Source organism: Streptomyces sp. NPDC001070 (assembly GCF_053598835.1).
Map to the genome: position 1 here is coordinate 13350 of NZ_JBSFLB010000002.1, position 20392 is coordinate 33741.

Genomic DNA, 20392 nt, shown 5'->3' on the forward strand with positions numbered 1-20392 from the left:
AACCCACGGTACGGAAGCACGGGGGGCGCACGGGGTCGCATCATCGCGATCTCCCGGCCAACGGGACTGCGGCGGAAGGGCCTTGTGTCGCCCGAAGTGTCCGCTATCCGCAACGGGCCGGTCGCTCACCGTACTTGTCGGTCATGGTCAAGTCAAGATCTGTCTTTTCACGCGTCACTCCGGTGCAATGGCTTCACCCTAGGGAGGTCAATACATCGTGATAAGCCAACGACGGACCATCAGATCCGCCGCTCTGGCCGTGGCGATCGCCGCAATGGGCGCCACCGCCTTCCCCGTCGCGGCAGCCCAGGCCGACTCTCAGGCCGGTCGCGTCGTGCGCCAGGACCCGGCCAAGGCGGAGCGCGTCGAGCACGATCTGAAGGGCCCGCTGAGCGAGCGTCAGGCCGCCCAGCGCCAGCAGGCGATCGAGCAGGTCATATCCGGCAAGTCCAAGGTCGAGGACCGCGGCGCCTCGAACGTGGTGAGGCTCGGAAAGAACAAGTACGTCGAGCTCGCGCGCGAGAAGACCGACAAGATCTTCGTGATCCTCGCCGAGTTCGGGAACCAGGTCGACCCCCAGTACGGCGGCACGACCGGTCCCGCGCACAACCAGATAGCCAAGCCCGACCGCCGCGAGGACAACAGCACGGCGTGGCAGGCGGACTACAACCGCCAGCACTTCCAGGACCTGTACTTCTCCCACACCAAGGACCGCGAGTCCATGGCGAAGTACTACGAGAAGCAGTCCTCCGGCCGCTACTCGGTCGCCGGCGAGGTCGCCGACTGGGTCAAGGTCGACTGGAACGAGGCCCGGTACGGCAGCAACAAGTGCGACACCTGCACCTGGAACCTGGTCGCCGACGCGGTGAACAAGTGGGTCGACGCCCGCAAGGCCGCCGGTGACTCCGCCGCCCAGATCAAGGCGAAGCTGGCCCAGTACGACCAGTGGGACCGCTACGACTACGACGGCGACGGCAACTTCAACGAGCCCGACGGCTACATCGACCACTTCCAGATCGTGCACGCCGGTGAGGACGAGTCCGCCGGCGGCGGCGCTCAGGGCGAGGACGCGATCTGGGCCCACCGCTGGTACGCCTTCGGCACCGACGCGGGCGCGACCGGTCCGGCCGGCAACCTGCTCGGCGGCACGCAGATCGGCGACACCGGTGTCTGGGTCGGCGACTACACCGTCCAGCCCGAGAACGGCGGCCTCGGCGTCTTCGCCCACGAGTTCGGCCACGACCTCGGTCTCCCGGACCACTACGACACCACCAACACCGCCGAGAACTCCACCGGCTTCTGGACGCTGATGTCGTCCGGTTCCTGGCTGGGCACCGGCAAGGACGCCATCGGCGACCTGCCCGGCGACATGACGGCCTGGGACAAGCTGCAGCTGGGCTGGCTGAACTACGCCACCGCCAAGGCCGGCAAGAAGTCGACCACCACCCTTGGGGTCGCGGAGTACAACACCAGGAGGAAGCAGGGTCTGGTCGTCACGCTCCCCAAGAAGACCGTGGTCACCGAGCTGGCGACCCCGGCCGAGGGCACCAGGCAGTGGTGGAGCGGCAGCGGTGACAACCTGAGCAACACCCTCACCCGCGACGTCGACCTCACCGGCAAGACCTCGGCGAGCCTGTCCCTCAAGGGCTGGTACGACATCGAGGAGAACTACGACTACCTCTACACCGAGGTGTCCACCGACGGCGGCGCCACCTGGACCGCTCTCGACGGCACCATCGGCGGCGCCCCGCTCCCGCGCGACGCGTCCGGCAAGCCGGCCCTGACCGGCACCGCGGCCTCGTACCAGGACATGGTGCTCCCGCTGGACGCCTACGCGGGCAAGTCGGTCAAGCTGCGCTTCCGTTACCAGAGCGACGGCGGCGTGGCCCAGAAGGGCTTCCTGGCCGACGCGATCACCCTGACCGCCGACGGCGCGACCCTGGTCAGCGACGGCGCAGAGAACGGTGACAACGGCTGGACCGCGGCTGGCTTCTCCATCAAGGGCTCCACGTTCTCCGAGCAGTACGCGCAGTACTACATCGCGGAGAACCGGCAGTACGTCTCGTACGACAAGACCCTGAAGGTCGGCCCCTACAACTTCGGCTGGGCCACCACCAAGGAGAACTGGGTCGAGCACTACGCGTACCAGAACGGCCTGCTGGTCTGGCTGTGGGACACGTCGATGAACGACAACAACGTCAGCGCCCACCCGGGCTCCGGCCGGATCCTGCCGATCGACGCCCACGCCAAGCCGCTGCTGTGGAAGGACGGCACGCTCATGCGCAACCGCGTGCAGGCGTACGACTCCACGTTCTCGAAGTACCGCACCGACGGCATCACCCTGCACAAGAACGGTGTCGCCACCAAGATCCCGGGCAAGGCCGGGAACTCGGTCTTCGACGACAAGCACACGTACTGGTACTCCTCGAACCCGACCGGCGGCGTGAAGGTGTCCCCCACCAACACGAGCATCACGATCACGAGCGCGGCCAAGGACGGCAGCACCATCACGGTGAAGGTCGGCCCGTCCAAGAAGTGACCACGGCGATGATCACACACCGCTCGAAGTGACCTGATCGGCCCCCGTCCCCTGGTGGACGGGGGCCGATCTGCCGATCATGTGCTTATGGCCAGCGGCGGTTTCACGAGGCTTCCGAGCGGCGACGTGGTCGTCGCCCTCCGGTTACCCTCGCCCGGTGGGGCCCCGGACGAGTACATAAGGGTCCTCGTCGTCGCGGTCAACCGCCAGCGTGCGCTGACCCGCCTGCGCAACCTGGGCTTCCGCACCGTCCGCCTCGTCGGCAACATGGAGCCGCCCACGTCCGACGAGATCAACGCCGTCCTCCACCACCCCGACGGCCTCGTCTGGCGCCGCATCCCCTCCGCTCCGGCCGCCGCCTGGCAGTCCATCGCGGCACTGCTGGGCCCGACGGCCCGCCGGTAGGGCTGCGCGGAGGAGGCGTCCTGCCGGACCGGCCCTACTCCTGACCGCGGACCACCGGCTTGCCGGACAGCTCGGCGCCGGCCGTGCGCAGCTCCTCCAGGGCCCGCTCGGTCGTCTCCGCCATGACCCCCGCCGTCAGGTCCAGCAGCACCCGGGTGCGGAAGCCCTCCCGCACGGCGTCGAGCGCGGTGGCCCGTACGCAGTGGTCGGTGGCGATGCCGACGACGTCGACCTCCGCCACTCCGCGGTCGCGCAGCCACTGGGCCAGTCCGATGCCGTTCTCGTCGGCGCCCTCGAAGCCGCTGTACGCGCCCGCGTACGCGCCCTTGTCGAAGACCGCCTCCACCGCGCCCGAGGCGACCGCCGGCGCGAAGTTGGGGTGGAAGCCCACGCCCTCGGTGCCGGCGACGCAGTGCACCGGCCAGGTGCGGACGTAGTCGGGGTGCTCGGCGAAGTGTCCGCCGGGGGAGATGTGGTGGTCGCGGGTGGCCACGACGTGCCGGTAGCCGGCCGTGGCGTCCCCGATGAGGTCGGTGATGGCGGCGGCGACCTCGGAGCCCCCGGCGACCGGCAGGCTGCCGCCCTCGCAGAAGTCGTTCTGCACGTCCACGACGATCAGTGCGCGGTGCATGGCGGTCGCTTCCTTCCGATGGCTGTCGTTTGTCGACTGTAGTGAGCCGCGCCCCGCGACGGCCAGGCGCGGCCGGGCGGATCAGTGCGTGATGTACTCCGTGGGCAGCACCGGTTCCCCGCGCGACAGCTGGGTCGCGGACAGCGGCAGGCCGGCGCGCGCCTCGATGTGCCGGGTACGGGCCGCCTCCAGGGGCTCGCGGGTCACGGTCTCGCCGCCCAGCACCAGCGGCACGAGCAACTGCCGGTCGGCCAGCGGCCCCGGCACCGGTCCCGTGCCGATCACCTCGGCCTCGGCGACCCCGTCCGCGTCCAGCCGCCGGGCCGCCCACTTGCGTCCGCCGATGCTGGTCTTGCCGCCCATCGACTTCTTGGCGACCGGCACCACGGGCGCGTCCGGGTCGTCGGAGGCCGCGCGGGCGACCAGTTTGTAGACCATCGAGCAGGTCGGCTGCCCGCTGCCGGTCACCAGCGAGGTGCCGACCCCGTACGCGTCCACCGGCGCCGCGGCCAGCGAGGCGATCGCGTACTCGTCCAGGTCCGAGGTCACCACGATCCTGGTCTTCTGCGCCCCGAGGTCGTCCAGCTGCTGCCGCACCCGGTGCGCGAGCAGCAGCAGGTCCCCGGAGTCGATGCGCACCGCCCCGAGCTCGGTCCCGGCGATCTCCACGGCGGCCCGGACGGCCGCGGCCACGTCGAAGGTGTCGACCAGCAAGGTGGTGCCCCCGCCGAGCGACTCCACCTGGGCGGTGAAGGCGTCCCGCTCGCTGTCGTGGAGCAGGGTGAAAGCGTGCGCGCTGGTGCCGATGGTCGGCAGGCCGTAGCGGAACCCGGCGGCGAGGTTGCTGGAGGAGGCGAAGCCGCCGACGTAGGCGGCGCGGGAGGCCGCCACCGCCGCCAGCTCGTGGGTGCGGCGGGCCCCCATCTCCATCAGCGGGCGGCCGGCGGCGGCCACGGCCATCCGGGAGGCGGCCGCCGCGATCGCCGAGTCGTGGTTGAGGATCGACAGCACGACCGTCTCCAGCAGCACCGCCTCGGCGAAGGTGCCCTCGACCCGCAGGATCGGCGAGCCGGGGAAGTACACCTCACCCTCGGGGTAGCCGAGGACGTCGCCGCGGAAGCGGTAGCCGGCCAGCCATTCCAGGGTGGGCCCGTCCACGACCCGCTCGCGTTCGAGGAAACCGAGGATGCGGTCGTCGAAGCGGAAGTTCTCCACGGCGTCCAGCACCCGCCCGGTACCGCCCACCACCCCGTAGCGGCGCCCCTCGGGCAGTCGCCGGGTGAACACCTCGAAAACCGAACGCCGGTGGGCGGCTCCGCTGCGCAGCGCCGCCTGCAGCATGGTCAGCTCGTACCGGTCGGTGAACAGCGCGGTGGACGGGACGGCGACGGGCAGCCCCAGGTCTGCAGTGCTCATGCCGAGGATGCTACCCCCAAATCTCGTCAGAGTGACGATTTCTCGGAGGGCCGGTTTCACTGTGGGCAGGGTCTGGTGACAGCATGGGTCTCGTGAGTGTCGCCCCCGCAGAGATCGAACGGACCGAGTCGAGCGAGGCCCCCTTCGAGGTGCCGTCCCCGGACGTTCCCTGGGTGACTGTCGTCCACAACGACCCGGTCAATCTGATGAGCTATGTGACCTATGTCTTCCAGGCATACTTCGGCTACCCGAAGGACAAGGCCACCAAGCTCATGCTCGACGTGCACCACAAGGGCCGGGCCGTGGTGTCCAGTGGCTCGCGCGAGGAGATGGAGCGCGACGTGCAGGCGATGCACGGCTACGGACTGTGGGCCACTCTGACGCAGGACCGCTGAGGCCGCGAGACCACCGAGACCACTGAGCCCCTGAGGGACGGCTGATACTGACATGCCCGGGTACTTCGAGACCGCCGCAGGCGGCGGCGCGGCCGTCGCGCTCGACGAGGTCGAGATCTCCATCCTGCGCAGCCTGGCCGTGCAGCTCCTGGAGCTGATCGGCCCCGGGGGCGCCGGCGGCGGGGCCGAACCGGCCGACCCGCTCGCCGAGCTCTTCGCGGAGGGCCCCACCGAGCCCCCGCGGGACCCGGCGCTCGCCCGGCTCTTCCCGGACGCGTACGAGGAGGAGGCGGACTCCTCCGAGTTCCGCCGCTACACCGAGAACGACCTGCGCGCCCGCAAGCGCGACGACGCCCTCGCGGTCGTCCACAGCCTCGACGCGCTGACCCCCGGCGGCGACGGGGGAGCGGTGCTGACCCTCGACGCGGAGCAGGCGCGCCAGTGGCTCGGCGCCCTCAACGACCTGCGGCTGACCATAGGGACCCGGCTGGAGATCACCGAGGACGAGGACAACGAGCTGTACCGCCTGCCGGACTCCGATCCGCGCAAGCCGCTCGTCATGGCCTACCTCTGGCTCGGGTCGCTCCAGGAGAGCCTCGTGGAGACCCTCATGGCGTGATCCGGGGGCGTCCCGTTCGCTCAGAGGACGCTCAATTCCGGATAACGATCACGTCACCACGTCCAGCCGCATTCCCATTCGGCGCACCTTTTGTCCGCTTCTTCCTATGGGGTGTGCCACATTTGCGCTGCGTGCCCGAGGCGCGCCCCGTGATACGAATCCTCGACCACCGGCCGTGACACCACCCCTGTCGCGGTCGGTCGCGTGGCCGGCCGACCCCGGCGTGCACCTCCACCATCCGGGGGGATCGGAACCCGATCCGGGCCGTCACGGCCGGACGGGCATGGAGAAAGGCACAGCAACCATGACCTCGACGCAGGTCGAGCAGTACGAGTCCGGCGGCGGCGCCACGGGGACCGCGCCGGAAGAGGGCTACAAGCGCGGACTCGGCGCCCGCCAGGTCCAGATGATCGCCATCGGCGGTGCCATCGGCACCGGCCTGTTCTACGGGTCCAGCACGGGCATCGCCAACATCGGGCCCAGTCTGATCGCGTGTTACGCCGCCGCCGGTGTCGTGATCTTCTTCATCATGCGGGCCCTCGGAGAGCTCCTCACCTACCGCCCCACCTCCGGCAGCTTCGCCGACTACGCCCGCGAGTTCTTCGGGCCGTTCGCGGGCTTCGCCACCGGCTGGTCGTACTGGGCCCTGTGGGTCACCGCCTGCATGTCCGAGGTCACCGCCGCCGGCGCGTACATCAACTTCTGGTGGCCCGCGATCCCGGTCTGGTCCACCGCCGCCGTGGCGCTCGTGGTGCTCTTCGTCGCCAACCTCGTCTCGGTCAAGCTCTTCGGCGAGCTGGAGTTCTGGTTCTCCACGATCAAGGTCACCGCGATCATCGCCATGATCGTCATCGGTGTCGGCGTCCTGACCTTCGGCTTCTCCGCCGCCGGCGACACCGCCTCGGTCGCCCACCTGTGGGCCGACGGCGGCTTCGCCCCCAACGGCGCCTGGCAGGCCATGCTCGCCATGCAGGGCGTGATCTTCGCCTACCTCGGCGTCGAGCTGGTCGGCATCACCGCCGGCGAGGCCGAGAACCCCAAGCAGACCCTGCGCAAGGCGATCAACACCCTCCCGGTCCGCATCGGCATCTTCTACGTCGGCGCGCTCATCGTCCTGCTGTCGGTCTTCTCCTGGACCAAGTACACCCCCGGCGTCAGCCCCTTCGTCCAGGTCTTCGCCCAGGTCGGCATCCCCGGCGCCGCAGGGATCATGAACTTCGTGGTCCTCACCGCGGCCCTGTCCTCCTGCAACTCCGGCATCTACTCCACCGGCCGCATGCTGCGCGGCCTGGCCGCCAACGGCGAGGCGCCCAGGACCATGGAGAAGCTCAGCGGCCGCCGGCTCCCGCTCCCCGCGCTGATCATGTCCACCCTCTTCATGGGCATCGGCGTGATCGTCAACGTCGTCTCCCCCGGCAAGGCGTTCCTCTACATCACCTCGGTCGCCACCTGCGCCGGCCTGTGGACCTGGATCATGATCCTCGCCGCCCATCTGCGCTACCGCGCCAAGGTCCGCGCCGGACTGCTGCCCGCCGCCGACTTCCGGATGCCCGGCGCCCCCGTCACCAACTGGGTCGCCATCATGGCCCTGCTCCTCGTCGTCGTCCTCATGGCGACCGACGCCGACACCCGACTCGGCCTGTACGTCTGGCTCGTCTGGTCCGTCCTGCTCGGCATCGGCTACCGGATCGCCAAGCGGTACACGGCAACCGACTCCGAGCTGGCCTTCGCCCAGAAATAGGACGCGCGTCTCACCAGGCGGCCCCCGGACCATCGGCCGGGGGCCGCCTGCCGTCCCGCCTCCCGCCGCCACCCCTGCGAGGACACCGCGCGCACCCCGCCTATTCTGGCGACCATGCTGACCCTCACCCGTGCCCTGCACGACGCACTCGTCGCCCACGCCCGCGCCGACCACCCGGACGAGGCCTGCGGCGTGATCGCGGGACCGGCCGGCACCGACCGGCCCGAGCGGCACATCCCGATGCTCAACGCGGCCCGCTCGCCCACGTTCTACGAGTTCGACTCAGGCGACCTGCTGAAGCTGTACCGGGAACTCGACGACCGCGACGAGGAGCCGGTGGTCATCTACCACTCCCACACCGCCACCGAGGCCTACCCCTCGCGCACCGACATCTCCTACGCCAACGAGCCCGGCGCCCACTACGTGCTGGTCTCCACCGCCGACACCGACGACGCCGGACCCTTCCAGTTCCGCTCGTTCCGCATCGTGGACGGCGAGGTCACCGAGGAGCCCGTCGAGATCGTCGACTCCTACATCTGAGACGCCGTGGTCCGCATCATGGGACGCCCATCTCTGAGGGCCCGGGGGAATCGATACGATGACCCCATGGTTTCCCACGACGTGAGCGACAAGGCGCCGGGCACGCTGCTCGTCGCGCGGCTGCACGTCGACCTGTGCCGCCTCGCCAGCGCGGCCTGTTCGTGCGCCTGAGCACCGCCCGCCCGCGCACTCCCCGCCTTCCCCGCCGTACTCACGCACCCACAGGAGCCGACGCATGGCCATCGAGGTCCGCATCCCGACCATCCTCCGCAGCTACACCGACGGCGCCAAGGCCGTCGAAGGCAGCGGCAGCACCCTCGACGAGCTCTTCGCCGACCTCGACACCCGCCACACCGGCATCCGCGAGCGCATCGTGGACACCACCGCCGGCGGCGAGCTGCGGCGCTTTGTGAACGTCTACCTCAACGACGAGGACGTCCGCTTCCTCGACGGCATCGCCACCAAGCTCACCGACGGCGACAGCGTGACGATCCTCCCCGCCGTCGCCGGCGGAATGCGCTGATGCGGTACGACAGCCCGCTGGCAGCCGTCGGCAACACCCCGCTGGTACGGCTGCCGCGCCTGTCCCCCTCCGCCGAAGTCTCCGTCTGGGCCAAGCTGGAGGACCGCAACCCCACCGGATCGGTCAAGGACCGCCCGGCCCTGCACATGATCGAGCAGGCCGAGCGCGACGGACGGCTCACGCCCGGCTGCACCATCCTCGAACCCACCTCCGGCAACACCGGCATCTCGCTCGCCATGGCCGCCAGGCTCAAGGGCTACCGCATGGTCTGCGTCATGCCCGAGAACACCTCATCCGAGCGGCGCGAGCTGCTCGCGATGTGGGGCGCCGAGATCATCCCCTCCCCGGCCGCGGGCGGCTCCAACACCGCCGTCCGCGTTGCCAAGGAACTGGCCGCCGAGCACCCCGACTGGGTGATGCTCTACCAGTACGGCAACCCCGACAACGCCGGCGCCCACTACGCCACGACCGGCCCCGAGATCCTCGCCGACCTGCCCTCCGTCACCCACTTCGTCGCCGGCCTCGGCACCACCGGCACCCTCATGGGCGTCGGCCGCTACCTTCGCGAGAAGGTCCCCGGAGTGCAGATCGTCGCCGCCGAGCCGCGCTACGACGACCTCGTCTACGGACTGCGCAACCTCGACGAGGGCTTCATCCCCGAGCTCTACGACGAGTCCGTGCTCACCACCCGCTTCTCCGTCGGTTCCGAGGACGCGGTCCGCCGTACCCGCGAACTGCTCCAGCAGGAGGGCATCTTCGCCGGCGTCTCCACCGGAGCCGCCCTGCACGCCGCCCTCGGCGTGGCCCGCAAGGCCGAACGCGCGGGCGAGCGCGCCGACATCGTGTTCGTCGTCGCCGACGGCGGCTGGAAGTACCTGTCGACCGGCATCTACACCGCCGAGTCCACCGAGGCGGCCGTCGCCGCCCTGCACGGCCAGCTCTGGGCCTGACCGCGCGCCCCGCGGCGCCCCGTCCCGGCGGACTCTCCGGAGACGAGGGCGCCGTACTGGTGATTCCGCCCACAACGGGGCTCCGCAGAGGAGCATGCGCACGCTGTGCGCCTTACGCTCAAGAACACATGGCGGGTCGCTCCCGCCCCTCCCCCCTCCCCCTGTGGAGCGGGGCGTCGTGGCGCGCCAACGCAAGACCCCCGGAACAATCCACGGAGGTTTCTGCACATGAAGCTCACCGTCGTCGGCTGCTCGGGGTCGTTCCCGTCCGCGGACTCGGCCTGCTCGAGCTACCTCATCGAGGCCGACGGCTTCCGGCTGCTGCTCGACATGGGCAATGGCGCCCTCGGCGAGCTGCAGCGCCACTGCGGTCTCTACGACCTCGACGCGATCCTGCTGAGCCATCTGCACGCCGACCACTGCATCGACATGTGCGCGTACTTCGTCGCGCGCTACTACCGGCACGAGGGCGGTCCGGCCCACGCCATCCCGGTCTACGGCCCCGAGGGCACCGAGCGGCGGCTGGCCAGCGCGTACGGGGACGTGCCCGACGAGAAGTGCATGAGCGAGGTCTTCGACTTCCGCACCCTCGAACCCGGCAGCTTCCGCCTCGGCCCCTTCACCATCACCGCGGACGTCGTCAGCCACCCCGTCGAGGCGTACGGCTTCCGAGTCGAGCACGCCGGACGCGCCCTCACCTATTCGGGGGACACCGGTCCCTGTGAGGCGCTGCTGACCCTCACCGAGGGCACCGACCTCTTCCTGTGCGAGGCCTCCTTCACGCACGGCAAGGAGGACATCCCCGAACTGCACCTCAACGGCCGCGAGGCCGGCGAGTACGCGGACCGCGCGGGGGCCGGCCGGCTGGTGCTCACCCACATCCCGCCGTGGACCGATCCGCGGGTCAACCTCGAACACGCCCGCGAGGTCTACGACGGCCCGGTGGAAGTGGCGAAGGCCGGGGCGGTCTACGAGATCTGAGCGCGCCCCGCCCCGAGCAGCACGAAGCCCCCGGAACGTCGCGGTTCCGGGGGCTTCGTCGTGCGCCGGAAATCAGGCCTTCACGAGGTCCTCGTTCTCCTCCTCGGGCTCGCGGCCCGGGGTGGGGAGATTGAACTTGGTGATCGCGAAGCGGAAGACCACGTAGTAGATCACCGAGAAGACCAGGCCGATCGGGATGATCAGCCACGGCTTGGTCGACAGGTTCCAGTTCAGCAGGTAGTCGATGGCGCCGGCCGAGAAGGTGAAGCCGGCGTGCACACCGAAGGCCCAGGTCACGGCCATGGACAGGGCCGTGAGCACCGCGTGGATCGCGTACAGCAGCGGCGCGATGAACATGAATGAGAACTCGATCGGCTCGGTCACACCGGTCACGAAGGAGGTCAGCGCGAGCGAGATCATCATGCCCATGACGGCCTTGCGGCGCTCGGGGCGGGCCGTGTGGGCGATGGCCAGGGCGGCGGCCGGCAGACCGAACATCATGATCGGGAAGAAGCCGGTCATGAACTGTCCGGCACCGGGGTCGCCGGCGAAGAAGCGGGTCAAGTCGCCGTGGACGACGGTGCCCGCGGAGTTGGTGAAGTCGCCCAGCTGGAACCAGGCCACCGAGTTCACGAACTGGTGCATGCCGATCGGGATCAGCGCGCGGTTGATCAGGCCGAACAGTGCGGCGCCGACCGAGCCGAGGCCGGTCATCCACTCGCCGAAGTTGCTGATGACCTCGCCGATGGGCTCCCAGACCAGGCCGAAGAAGACACCGACCAGGGTGCCGACGAAGGCCATGATGATCGGCACCAGCCGGCGGCCGTTGAAGAAGCCGAGCCAGTCCACCAGCCGCTTGCGGTGGTAGCGCTGCCAGAGCACTGCGGCCAGCAGACCCATGATGATGCCGCCGAGCACACCCGGGTTGTTGTAGGTCGCGGCTATGTCCGCGCCCTTCTGGACCTTGGCCTCGGTGACCGGGAAGGCCTTGAGCACGTTGCTGTAGACCAGGAAACCGACCAGCGCCGCGAGCGCCGTCGAGCCGTCGGCCTTCTTGGCGAAGCCGATCGCGACACCGATGCAGAAGAGCAGCGGCAGGTTGTCGAACACGGCGCCGCCGGCGGTCGCGAACACCGACGCGACCTTGTCCCAGCCGAGGCCGTCCGCGCCGAACACATCGGGCTGGCCGAGACGGAGCAGGATGCCCGCCGCCGGCAGCACGGCGATCGGCAGCTGAAGGCTGCGGCCGACCTTCTGCAGGCCCTGGAAAAGGCCGGAGCCCCGCTTCTTCGCTGCGGGGGCCGCCGATGCGGTGGCGGTAGTCATGGGGGGTCCTCCTGGTCTAAACCACCGAGTGGTGTAGACCAGTATTAACATGTAAGCAACGCGTGAAGGAAAGCCTCGCCCCGTGTGGTCTAGACCACACTCCGAAGCGTGGCGCCTCCGTCACGCCTTGATGTTGTCCCGCGCCATCTCCTCCGCGACCTCCTCCGGCTCACGGCCCGGCGTCGCCAGGTCGAATCTGGTGATCACGAAACGGAAGAGCGCGTAGTACACCGCCGCGAAGGCCAGCCCGATCGGGACGATCATCCAGGGCTTGGTCGCCAGGTGCCAGTTGATGACGTAGTCGATCAGCCCCGCCGAGAACGAGAAGCCGTCGTGCACGCCCAGTGCCCACGTGATCGCCATCGAGGCCCCGGTGAGCACCGCGTGGACCGCGTACAGCGCGGGCGCGATGAACATGAACGAGTACTCGATCGGCTCGGTGATGCCCGTCACGAACGAGGTCAGCGCCACCGACAGCATCAGGCCCCCGACCTCCTTGCGGCGGCCCGGACGGGCACAGTGCGTGATCGCCAGCGCGGCGGCGGGCAGCGCGAACATCATGATCGGGAAGAAGCCCGAGGTGAACTGCCCGGCCGTCGGGTCACCCTCCAGGAAGCGCGTGATGTCGCCGTGCACCACGGTGCCGTCCGGCTTGGTGAAACTGCCGAACTGGAACCACACGAAGACATTGAGGAACTGGTGCAGCCCCACCGTCAGCAGCGCCCGGTTCGCCACGCCGAAGATCCCCGACCCGTACGAGCCGAGATCCGTCAGCCACTGGCTGAAGGAGGTCAGCCCGCCGCCGATCGGCGGCCAGACCCACACCGACAGCACCGCGAAGACGATCGCGACGAACGCCATGACGATCGGCACCAGCCGGCGGCCGTTGAAGAAGCCGAGCCAGTCCACCAGCCTGGTGCGGTGGTAGCGCTGCCAGAAGAAGGCGGTCAGCAGCCCGATCACGATGCCGCCGAAGACCCCCGGATTCTGGTACGCCGCCGGAACCGCCTGCGACGGCGTCCCCGGCGGGATGCACGCCCCGCTGATCATGCTCGCCTGCACGAAGACCGTCCCCTTCGGGCAGTCCTGCGGGAACTGGTGCAGCACTCCGTAGTAGACGAGGAAGCCCGCCACCGCCGCCAGCGCCGTCGAGCCGTCCGACTTCTTCGCCATCCCGATCGCGACACCCACCGCGAACAGCAACGGCAGCCCCAGCGAGCCGTCCAGCAGCGCCCCGCCCGCGCCGTCGAAGACCTTCGCCACGTTGTCCCAGCCGAGGCCCTGCGGGCCGAAGACGTCGTCCTGGCCCAGCCGGTTCAGGATGCCCGCCGCCGGCAGCACCGCGATGGGGAGCTGCAGACTGCGCCCCATCTTCTGCAGTCCCTGGAACAGGACGCCGCGCCACTTCCGGCTCGGACGCGGGGCGGCTGCTGCGGCGGCGTCCGAACCCATGGGACTACCTCCCGGCAGGTAATGTGGTGTAGACCAGTTGCGGCGCGGCTGCGTCACCCATGCATCCCCGCAAATACGGTCCGGCACTGCATTAACGTGTGAAATCGGACCGAACGGCCGAGACCAACCAGGAGTACAGATGGCCAGCAAGGCAGAGAAGATCGTCGCCGGGCTCGGCGGACTCGACAACATCGAAGAAGTCGAGGGCTGCATCACCCGTCTCCGCACCGAGGTCAAGGACGCCTCGCTCGTCGACGAGGCCGCGCTCAAGGCCGCCGGAGCCCACGGCGTCGTCAAGATGGGCACCGCGATCCAGGTCGTCATCGGCACCGACGCCGACCCCATCGCCGCCGACATCGAGGACATGATGTGAACCGGCGCTGACCGCCGGCCACCCGCACCTCTCCCGCGCCCCGCGCGCACCTCACCCGCAAGGGGCCCGTTCCCGCACCGGCACGGGCCCCGGTCCTTCGTACGACTAGGCTCGACGCCATGTCTCGTATCGACGGCCGCACCCCCGAAGAGCTCCGCCCCGTCACCATCCAGCGCGGCTGGAGCAAGCACGCCGAAGGATCCGTCCTGGTCTCCTTCGGCGACACCAAGGTCCTCTGCACCGCCTCCGTCACCGAGGGCGTACCCCGCTGGCGCAAGGGCAGCGGCGAAGGCTGGGTCACCGCCGAATACGCCATGCTCCCCCGCTCCACCAACACCCGCGGCGACCGCGAGTCCGTCCGCGGCAAGATCGGCGGACGCACCCACGAGATCTCCCGCCTCATCGGCCGCTCCCTGCGCGCCGTCATCGACTACAAGGCGCTCGGCGAGAACACCGTCGTCCTGGACTGCGACGTCCTCCAGGCCGACGGCGGCACCCGCACCGCCGCCATCACCGGCGCCTACGTCGCCCTCGCCGACGCCGTCACCTGGATGCACACCCGCAAGCTCGTCCGCGCCAAGGCCCAGCCGCTCACCGGCACCGTCAGCGCCGTCAGCGTCGGCATCATCGACGGCGTCCCCATGCTCGACCTCTGCTACGAGGAAGACGTCCGCGCCGAGACCGACATGAACGTCGTCTGCACCGGCGACGGCCGCTTCGTCGAGGTCCAGGGCACCGCCGAGGGCCAGCCCTTCGACCGCAAGGAACTGAACGGGCTCCTCGACCTGGCCGTCGCCGGCTGCACCGAACTCGACGCCCTCCAGCGCGCCGCCCTCGCCGACCTCGAACAGATCACCAAGAACTGACAAAGAGCGCGTCTGGGAAACGCAACCCGAGAACGGCGCGGTGCGTGTGTACAGATATGCACCCACGCACCCGCCGCCTCGCGGCCCTGGCCGCCGTCGCCGCCCTCGGCACCACCGCCCTCATCGGCTGCAGCGCCGTCGACGCCGTCGACAAGGCCCTCGACTGCGCCAACGTCGCAGCCCAGGTCGCCACCGACGTCCAGAACCTGCAGAACGCGGTCAGCAACGCCGGCAACAGCCCCCAGGACGCCGCCAACGCCCTCGACCAGATCGCCGACGACCTCGCCGACCTCGGCGACAAGACCGGCAACACCGACGTCAACGCCGCCGTCAACGACCTCCGGCAGGCCGTCGAGAACGCACAGAAGGCCGCCGACAACGGCGACGTCCCCGACATCACCCCCGTCGCCGACGCAGCGGTCGAACTCTCCAAGGTCTGCACCCCCGGCTGACCGGGATAATCGGACCATGCCGCACACCCGCCTGGTCCTCGCCACCCGCAACGCCCACAAGGTCGCCGAACTCCACGCCATCCTGACCGACGCCGGGCTCGGCGTGGAGCTCGTCGGCGCCGACGCCTACCCCGAGGTCCCCGACGTCCGCGAAACTGGCGTCACCTTCGCCGAGAACGCCCTCCTCAAGGCCCACGCCCTCGCCCAGGCCACCGGCCTGCCCGCCGTCGCCGACGACTCCGGCCTCTGCGTCGACGTCCTCGGCGGCGCCCCCGGCATCTTCTCCGCCCGCTGGGCCGGCAAGCACGGCGACGACCGCGCCAACCTCGAGCTCCTCCTCTCCCAGCTCTCCGACATCGACATCCCCCACCGCGCCGCCCACTTCAAGTGCGCTGCCGCCCTCGCCCTCCCCGACGGCACCGAACGCGTCGTCGAGGGCCGCCTCCTCGGCACGCTGCGCTTCGAGCCCCACGGCACCAACGGCTTCGGCTACGACCCCGTCCTCCAGCCGCTGGGCGAGTCCCGCACGTGCGCCGAGCTCACCGCGGAGGAGAAGAACGCCATAAGCCACCGCGGCCAGGCCTTCCGGGCACTGGTGCCGGTGGTGCGGGAACTGGTGGGGTGAGTGCCTAAGGACGTGGCCTGCGCATCCATCCTTGGATTCGCAGGCCACGAGTGGTGCGGCGGAAGGGATTCGAACCCTCAAGCCCGTTCAAGGGCCACAGATCCTAAGTCTGCTGCGTCGCCATTGCGCCACCGCCGCTAGCCGCCACCCATGGTAACGGGTGGCGGCTACGGGATCGCAGACGGTTTACCGGCTCGGTGTGCGTCTGCCTCCTCGGCACCATGTGTCGGTGACGGCATGGCAGTTCGGGCAGAGCAGACGTAGGTTCTCCGCCCGGTCGTCCAATCGGTCGCCGTTGATGTGATCCACTTCCAACGTCATCGGTCTGCCGTGCCAGCTTTCGCCGGTGCCGCACTGCGCGCACCGGGAGGGTGTGCCGATTTCGGCGAGGGCCCTCCGTAGCAGCACGGCTTTGGTGCGGTAGCCGTCGGTGCGGGCGACCAGGATGGCGGCCGCGGGCTTCCTGGCGGTGGGTCCGTTCCTGTTGCCGTGTGCCTGTCCCAGGAAGTGGTCCGTGTCCAGTCCGTCCTCGGCCAGCCATGCGCGCAACAGCGCGCGGGTGCGGGTGTTGTCGGGCCTGTCGAGCCGGCGGAGGGTTTCGGCCACGGAAAGGGAGTGCGCCACCGCCGCACGGAGTTCCGCGGGCGTGGGGCGGGGGCGCTTGTGGCCTCCGCCGGAAGCGGGTCTGCGGAAATGGGAGATGTCGATGCCGAAATCACCGAACCGCTTCTCCAGGTAGCGGTGCAGCTTTCCGTAGGGGGCCCTGCCGAGGAACGCCACGACCTCCTTCATGGAGTGGCACCGTGCCGCTGCCGCTTCGAGCAGTTCGCGGGTGTACGGCGACCCGGCGCTCACCGGACCACGTCCCGGTCGCGCCGCTTGCCTCGGCCGCGGTAGGTGTCCGTCGTCGCGTGGCAGTTGGGGCACAGCAGGCGGAGATTGGCCAGGCGGTTGTCCCGCCAGTTGCCGTCGAGGTGGTCGACCTCCAGGGGCAGCGGCCGGCCGCACCAGACGGGCTCGGTTCCGCAGAGTGCGCAGCGTTCGGCAATGCCCCGGGCCAGCATCGCCCGCTTGAGCCGGTCACTGTGCACACGGCGGGCCGTGCCCGCTTCCTGCCTGACCAGGATCTCGTCGTGCGACCGCCGACCCGTGCCACGCGGCCTGGTGACGAAATGCGAGGTGTCGATGCCGAACCCGCGAATGCGGCGGCTGATGTGTGTGTGCTGACCTCCGACGGCGTCCACTCCCAGATGGCGCAGCACCTCGTACATGTTGGCCGATGCGGCGACTGCTTCGGCGAGGAGTTCTCGTGTCCAGCGACCGCCTTCCCGGTTGAAGTGGGAGGTGTCCACACCCATACGTCTCATCCGCTCCCGCAGGTAACCGCGGGTCGAACTCCTGGGGTCCACGCCCAGTCTCGTCAGCATCTCGGACAGCGTCCGCGAGGTCGCCGCCGCCTCGGTGAGGAGTTCACGGGTGTAGGGGCTTGCGGGCACTGATGTCCCCCCATGCGGTCGCGTGTTGCACTATCGCACGTTTCAACGACCCACTTGTACGACGGTTACGCCGACCGGGATACGCCGATGGGCGCCCGGCGCGTCGTGCCGGGCGCCCATCGGCGGGGGAGGGGCCTACGCGTCCTTGAGGGCCTGGCGCTGGCGGCCGAGGCCGTCGATCTCGAGCTCGACGACGTCGCCGGCCCGCAGGTACGGCTTGGGCTCGGGGTGGCCGAGGGCGACCCCGGCCGGGGTGCCGGTGTTGATGACATCGCCGGGGTAGAGGGTCATGAACTGGCTGACGTAGCGGACGACTTCGGCGACCGGGAAGATCTGGTCCGCGGTGGTGCCGTCCTGCTTGAGGTCGCCGTTGACCCACAGTCGCAGGCCCAGCGCCTGGGGGTCGGGGATCTCGTCGGCGGTGACGAGCCAGGGCCCGAGCGGGTTGAAGGTCTCGCAGTTCTTGCCCTTGTCCCACTGGCCGCCGCGTTCGATCTGGAAGGCGCGTTCGGAGACGTCGTGGGCGATGGCGTAGCCCGCGACGGCGGCGAGGGCCTCCGCCTCGTCGGCGGCGTAGCGCAGTTCGCGGCCGATGACGACGGCGAGTTCGACCTCCCAGTCGGTCTTGAGGCTGCCGCGGGGGACGAGGACGGTGTCGTCGGGGCCGACGACGGTGTCGGGGGCCTTCATGAAGAGGATGGGCTCGGCGGGGACGGCGGCGCCGGTCTCGCGGGCGTGGTCGTGGTAGTTGAGGCCGATGCAGACGATCTTGCCGATGCGGGTGAGCGGGGGGCCGACGCGCAGGTCGGCGGGGTCGAGGGCGGGGAGGGTGCCGTCGGCGGCCGCGGCGCGGATGCGGGCGAGGGCGTCCGCGTCGGCGAGCAGGGGGCCGTCGATGTCGGGGGTGAGGGAGGACAGGTCGCGCAGGGCGCCGTCCTGGTCGAGCAGGGCCGGTCGTTCGGCTCCGGCGGGGCCGACTCGCAGCAGTTTCACAAGACTCTCCGGGGTGGTGTGGTCGGGGGTGGCGGTGGTTCGGTGGTCATGTCCGATGGGGACGGTCATCGGAGGTCTTGGTTGATCCTCCAGTGGTGGGGGCGGCCTTCGCAACCCCCTGACCATGGTGCGGACGGTGCAGCCAGGCGCGCTCGGCCACGGTCCAGGTCGTCGAGGTGGCGATGTAGAGCCCCGCGGCCGGCGGGACGATCGCGGCGGTGACGAGGGTGCCGAAGGAGAGCAGCGGCAGGTGTCTGGCGATGCCCTCGGCGTCGGGGGCGGCCTTGCGGGCCCGGCGGTAGGACCAGTACGCGACGGCGGCGACCACGGCGAGGATCGCGGTGTGGAGGGCGCCGGCCCAGCCCTCGCCGATCCGGGTGGTGGAGGAGGCGTGGTAGAGCACGAAGAAGGCGGGGAGCTGGAGGAGGGTCGGCAGTATGCCGGCGAAGGGGGAGGAGTCCTCCTCGGCGTAGAGGTCGGCGAGTGCGCGCTGGAGTTTCCGCGGGTCGCGCTCGTGCCGGCGCCGCAGTTCGGCGACGCGCGGTGCGAGGGCGGCGCGGGCCTTCTCGCCGCGGGCGGCGGCACGGGCGAGCGGGTGGAGGGCGAGTCGTACGAGGACGGTGAACAGGACGATCGCGGCGGCAGGCGCGGCGGCGCGTCCGATGAGGGGGGTGAGGGTGTGGGAGAGGGAGAGCAGGGCGTGCGTGAACACGGACATGGGGGTGGGAGCCTCCGCGGGTGTTGTCGTGCCGGACGGGATGGGCGCGGCGTGACGGGCGCGGTGGGGCGGCGGGTGGCGGGGTGCGGTGCCGGTTGTCCCTAGGCGGCCGTCGGGAGGGGACGGCCTGGGGCCCTGGGGCGTGGGCGGCCGGAGGCGTCGGGGTCGCGCTGGGGGAGGAAGGCCGTGCGGCGTTCCCGGTCGCGCAGCGCGGTGCGGACGCGTCCGCGGGGTACGGAGGGCGCGGTGGCGGCGAGGCGCAGGGCGCAGCCGAGCAGGAGGGCGACGGCGGCGGTGGTCGTGGCGGCGGCGAGGGCGGCGGTGAGGCCGGTCTGGGTGAGCAGGAGTCCGGCGAGGAGGAGCAGGGGCGCGGCGGTGCGCACGCGCAGTGCCGCTGCGGTGCTGCGGATCACGCCGGCTCCTCCTGTCGCTCTCGTGGGTGCTGCTTTGCAGGGGATGACGTCCGGGGAGTCAGCGTGGTTCCGCGGTGGCGAGCGTGCCCCAGACCACCAGGCGGTAGGTGGAGGTGAACTCGGGGGTGCAGGTGGTGAGGGTGATGTAGTAGCCGGGTCCGGTCATGCGCCGTCGGGGGTGGACGCTGCTGTGGGGGACGGGGGCGATGACGGTGCCGTCGGAGGGGGTGGTGCGGGGGACGGTCTGCTGGACGACGTAGGTGAAGCGGGCGGTGGCGGTCTCGACGACGAGGGTGTCGCCGGGGCGGAGCCGGTCGATGCGGCGGAAGGGTTCGCCGTGGGTGTTGCGGTGCCCGGCGAGGGCGAAGTTGCCGGGTTGTCCGGGCTGGGCGGTCTGCGGGTAGTGTCCGGCGTATCCGTGGTTGAGGACCTTGGCGCGGCTGACGCCCTCGGCGACGGGCGCGGTGACGCCGATGCGGGGGATGCGGAGGACGGCGTAGGCCTGGGAGGGGCGCGGGGTGCCGGTGCCCGTGTCCGTGCCCGTACCGGCCTTGTGGGGGCGTGTGCTGGGCGCGGTGCGGCCGGGTGCCGCGGATTCCTCCGATGTATCGGGTGGTGGTGCGGTGGTCGTTTCGGCGCGGTCCCATTGTCTTTCCAGGGTGGTCACCCGGTGCCGGGCGGCGGCGTGCGCCCGCAGATTGGTCCACCACAGTTGGTGGGCGACGAGCAGCAGCAGGACGGCGCCGACGGTGAGGGCCGTCTCGCCGGCGCCCCACAGCGCGCGCCCCGGCCAGCGGAGCGAGGGCGGGGTGGGCATGCGGGCACGGTAGATGACGCAGCGTCAGATGCCCAGTCCCGCGCCGCCTCCGCGCCGTTGCCCCGGCATGCGCGGTGCCCTTGGCCCCGGTCCGTCCATCGGTTTCGCGCCGCGCCCGCGC

24 protein-coding genes and 1 tRNA gene are annotated in these 20392 nt (G+C 70.3%); 14 read left to right on the forward strand and 11 right to left on the reverse strand.

All coding sequences use genetic code 11. The annotated features are described in order from the left end of the window. The first annotated feature begins 217 nt into the window (after window positions 1-217). The gene (locus ACWDAS_RS02275) at window positions 218-2539 is read left to right on the forward strand and encodes an immune inhibitor A domain-containing protein (RefSeq protein ID WP_450386643.1); all 2322 of its coding nucleotides are present in this window, start codon (window positions 218-220) and stop codon (window positions 2537-2539) included. Between the two features lie 87 nt (window positions 2540-2626). Next, window positions 2627-2944 (forward strand): hypothetical protein, encoded by a 318-nt coding sequence (locus tag ACWDAS_RS02280; protein WP_450386645.1) that lies wholly within the window; start codon window positions 2627-2629, stop codon window positions 2942-2944. Between the two features lie 34 nt (window positions 2945-2978). Here ACWDAS_RS02280 and ACWDAS_RS02285 read toward each other — a convergent pair whose 3' ends face one another. Both ACWDAS_RS02285 and ACWDAS_RS02290 read right to left on the reverse strand, forming a co-directional pair. After that, complete coding sequence (locus tag ACWDAS_RS02285) at window positions 2979-3575, reverse strand: nicotinamidase (protein ID WP_450386648.1); 597 nt, start codon at window positions 3573-3575, stop codon at window positions 2979-2981. Between the two features lie 81 nt (window positions 3576-3656). After that, window positions 3657-4991: a nicotinate phosphoribosyltransferase gene (locus ACWDAS_RS02290; RefSeq protein ID WP_450386650.1), complete on the reverse strand. Its 1335-nt coding sequence runs from the start codon at window positions 4989-4991 to the stop codon at window positions 3657-3659. Window positions 4992-5074: 83 nt separating this feature from the next. On the opposite strand from ACWDAS_RS02290, the gene clpS reads away from it, so the two are divergent. From clpS to ACWDAS_RS02330, 8 genes are all read left to right on the forward strand, one after another. Next, complete coding sequence (clpS, locus tag ACWDAS_RS02295) at window positions 5075-5386, forward strand: ATP-dependent Clp protease adapter ClpS (RefSeq protein WP_450386652.1); 312 nt, start codon at window positions 5075-5077, stop codon at window positions 5384-5386. Between the two features lie 52 nt (window positions 5387-5438). Then, a complete protein-coding gene (locus tag ACWDAS_RS02300) occupies window positions 5439-6005 on the forward strand; it encodes a DUF2017 domain-containing protein (protein WP_450386654.1) in 567 nt (188 codons plus the stop codon). Window positions 6006-6309: 304 nt separating this feature from the next. Beyond that, window positions 6310-7746, forward strand: coding sequence for an amino acid permease (locus ACWDAS_RS02305; protein ID WP_450386655.1), 1437 nt, complete (start codon window positions 6310-6312; stop codon window positions 7744-7746). 114 nt (window positions 7747-7860) lie between these two features. Further along, the gene (locus tag ACWDAS_RS02310; protein WP_450386657.1) at window positions 7861-8286 is read left to right on the forward strand and encodes a Mov34/MPN/PAD-1 family protein; all 426 of its coding nucleotides are present in this window, start codon (window positions 7861-7863) and stop codon (window positions 8284-8286) included. A 66-nt stretch (window positions 8287-8352) separates the two neighbouring features. Continuing rightward, window positions 8353-8457 (forward strand): putative leader peptide, encoded by a 105-nt coding sequence (locus tag ACWDAS_RS02315; RefSeq protein WP_450386658.1) that lies wholly within the window; start codon window positions 8353-8355, stop codon window positions 8455-8457. Between the two features lie 64 nt (window positions 8458-8521). Further along, a complete protein-coding gene (locus ACWDAS_RS02320) occupies window positions 8522-8809 on the forward strand; it encodes a MoaD/ThiS family protein (RefSeq protein WP_450386660.1) in 288 nt (95 codons plus the stop codon). Further along, window positions 8809-9759, forward strand: coding sequence for a PLP-dependent cysteine synthase family protein (locus ACWDAS_RS02325; RefSeq protein WP_450386662.1), 951 nt, complete (start codon window positions 8809-8811; stop codon window positions 9757-9759). The genes ACWDAS_RS02320 and ACWDAS_RS02325 overlap by 1 nt, the downstream gene beginning before the upstream one ends. A 228-nt stretch (window positions 9760-9987) precedes the next feature. After that, window positions 9988-10740, forward strand: a complete 753-nt coding sequence (locus tag ACWDAS_RS02330) for an MBL fold metallo-hydrolase (RefSeq protein WP_450386664.1) — start codon at window positions 9988-9990, stop codon at window positions 10738-10740. A gap of 72 nt (window positions 10741-10812) precedes the next feature. Here ACWDAS_RS02330 and ACWDAS_RS02335 read toward each other — a convergent pair whose 3' ends face one another. Further along, window positions 10813-12066, reverse strand: a complete 1254-nt coding sequence (locus ACWDAS_RS02335; RefSeq protein ID WP_450386666.1) for a PTS transporter subunit EIIC — start codon at window positions 12064-12066, stop codon at window positions 10813-10815. Window positions 12067-12186: 120 nt separating this feature from the next. After that, window positions 12187-13518: a PTS transporter subunit EIIC gene (locus ACWDAS_RS02340; protein WP_450386668.1), complete on the reverse strand. Its 1332-nt coding sequence runs from the start codon at window positions 13516-13518 to the stop codon at window positions 12187-12189. A 139-nt stretch (window positions 13519-13657) separates the two neighbouring features. Between ACWDAS_RS02340 and ACWDAS_RS02345 the strand changes: the two genes are divergently transcribed. From ACWDAS_RS02345 to rdgB, 4 genes are all read left to right on the forward strand, one after another. Beyond that, a complete protein-coding gene (locus tag ACWDAS_RS02345; protein WP_018564026.1) occupies window positions 13658-13891 on the forward strand; it encodes a glucose PTS transporter subunit EIIB in 234 nt (77 codons plus the stop codon). A gap of 119 nt (window positions 13892-14010) precedes the next feature. After that, window positions 14011-14757 carry a ribonuclease PH gene (gene rph / locus ACWDAS_RS02350; RefSeq protein WP_450386670.1) on the forward strand — a complete coding sequence of 249 codons (747 nt, stop codon included), beginning with the start codon at window positions 14011-14013 and terminating at the stop codon, window positions 14755-14757. A 56-nt stretch (window positions 14758-14813) separates the two neighbouring features. Continuing rightward, window positions 14814-15209, forward strand: a complete 396-nt coding sequence (locus ACWDAS_RS02355; protein WP_450386672.1) for a hypothetical protein — start codon at window positions 14814-14816, stop codon at window positions 15207-15209. A 16-nt stretch (window positions 15210-15225) separates the two neighbouring features. Further along, on the forward strand, window positions 15226-15834 hold the full coding sequence (rdgB, locus tag ACWDAS_RS02360) for an RdgB/HAM1 family non-canonical purine NTP pyrophosphatase (RefSeq protein ID WP_450386673.1): 609 nt from the start codon (window positions 15226-15228) through the stop codon (window positions 15832-15834). 51 nt (window positions 15835-15885) lie between these two features. Here the strand turns inward: rdgB and ACWDAS_RS02365 are convergent. The 7 genes from ACWDAS_RS02365 to ACWDAS_RS02395 form a co-directional block, all read right to left on the reverse strand. Next, window positions 15886-15972: transfer RNA gene (locus ACWDAS_RS02365), tRNA-Leu, on the reverse strand. A 48-nt stretch (window positions 15973-16020) separates the two neighbouring features. Beyond that, complete coding sequence (locus ACWDAS_RS02370) at window positions 16021-16689, reverse strand: HNH endonuclease signature motif containing protein (protein WP_450386675.1); 669 nt, start codon at window positions 16687-16689, stop codon at window positions 16021-16023. Next, a complete protein-coding gene (locus ACWDAS_RS02375) occupies window positions 16686-17330 on the reverse strand; it encodes an HNH endonuclease signature motif containing protein (RefSeq protein WP_450386677.1) in 645 nt (214 codons plus the stop codon). Before ACWDAS_RS02375 ends, ACWDAS_RS02370 begins: the two co-directional genes overlap by 4 nt. A gap of 135 nt (window positions 17331-17465) precedes the next feature. After that, window positions 17466-18323, reverse strand: a complete 858-nt coding sequence (locus tag ACWDAS_RS02380; protein ID WP_450387274.1) for a fumarylacetoacetate hydrolase family protein — start codon at window positions 18321-18323, stop codon at window positions 17466-17468. Between the two features lie 46 nt (window positions 18324-18369). Further along, complete coding sequence (locus ACWDAS_RS02385; protein ID WP_450386679.1) at window positions 18370-19041, reverse strand: YidC/Oxa1 family membrane protein insertase; 672 nt, start codon at window positions 19039-19041, stop codon at window positions 18370-18372. A gap of 101 nt (window positions 19042-19142) precedes the next feature. After that, the gene (locus tag ACWDAS_RS02390) at window positions 19143-19454 is read right to left on the reverse strand and encodes a DUF6412 domain-containing protein (RefSeq protein ID WP_450386681.1); all 312 of its coding nucleotides are present in this window, start codon (window positions 19452-19454) and stop codon (window positions 19143-19145) included. Between the two features lie 58 nt (window positions 19455-19512). Further along, complete coding sequence (locus ACWDAS_RS02395; protein ID WP_450386683.1) at window positions 19513-20271, reverse strand: class E sortase; 759 nt, start codon at window positions 20269-20271, stop codon at window positions 19513-19515. Window positions 20272-20392: the final 121 nt, after the last annotated feature.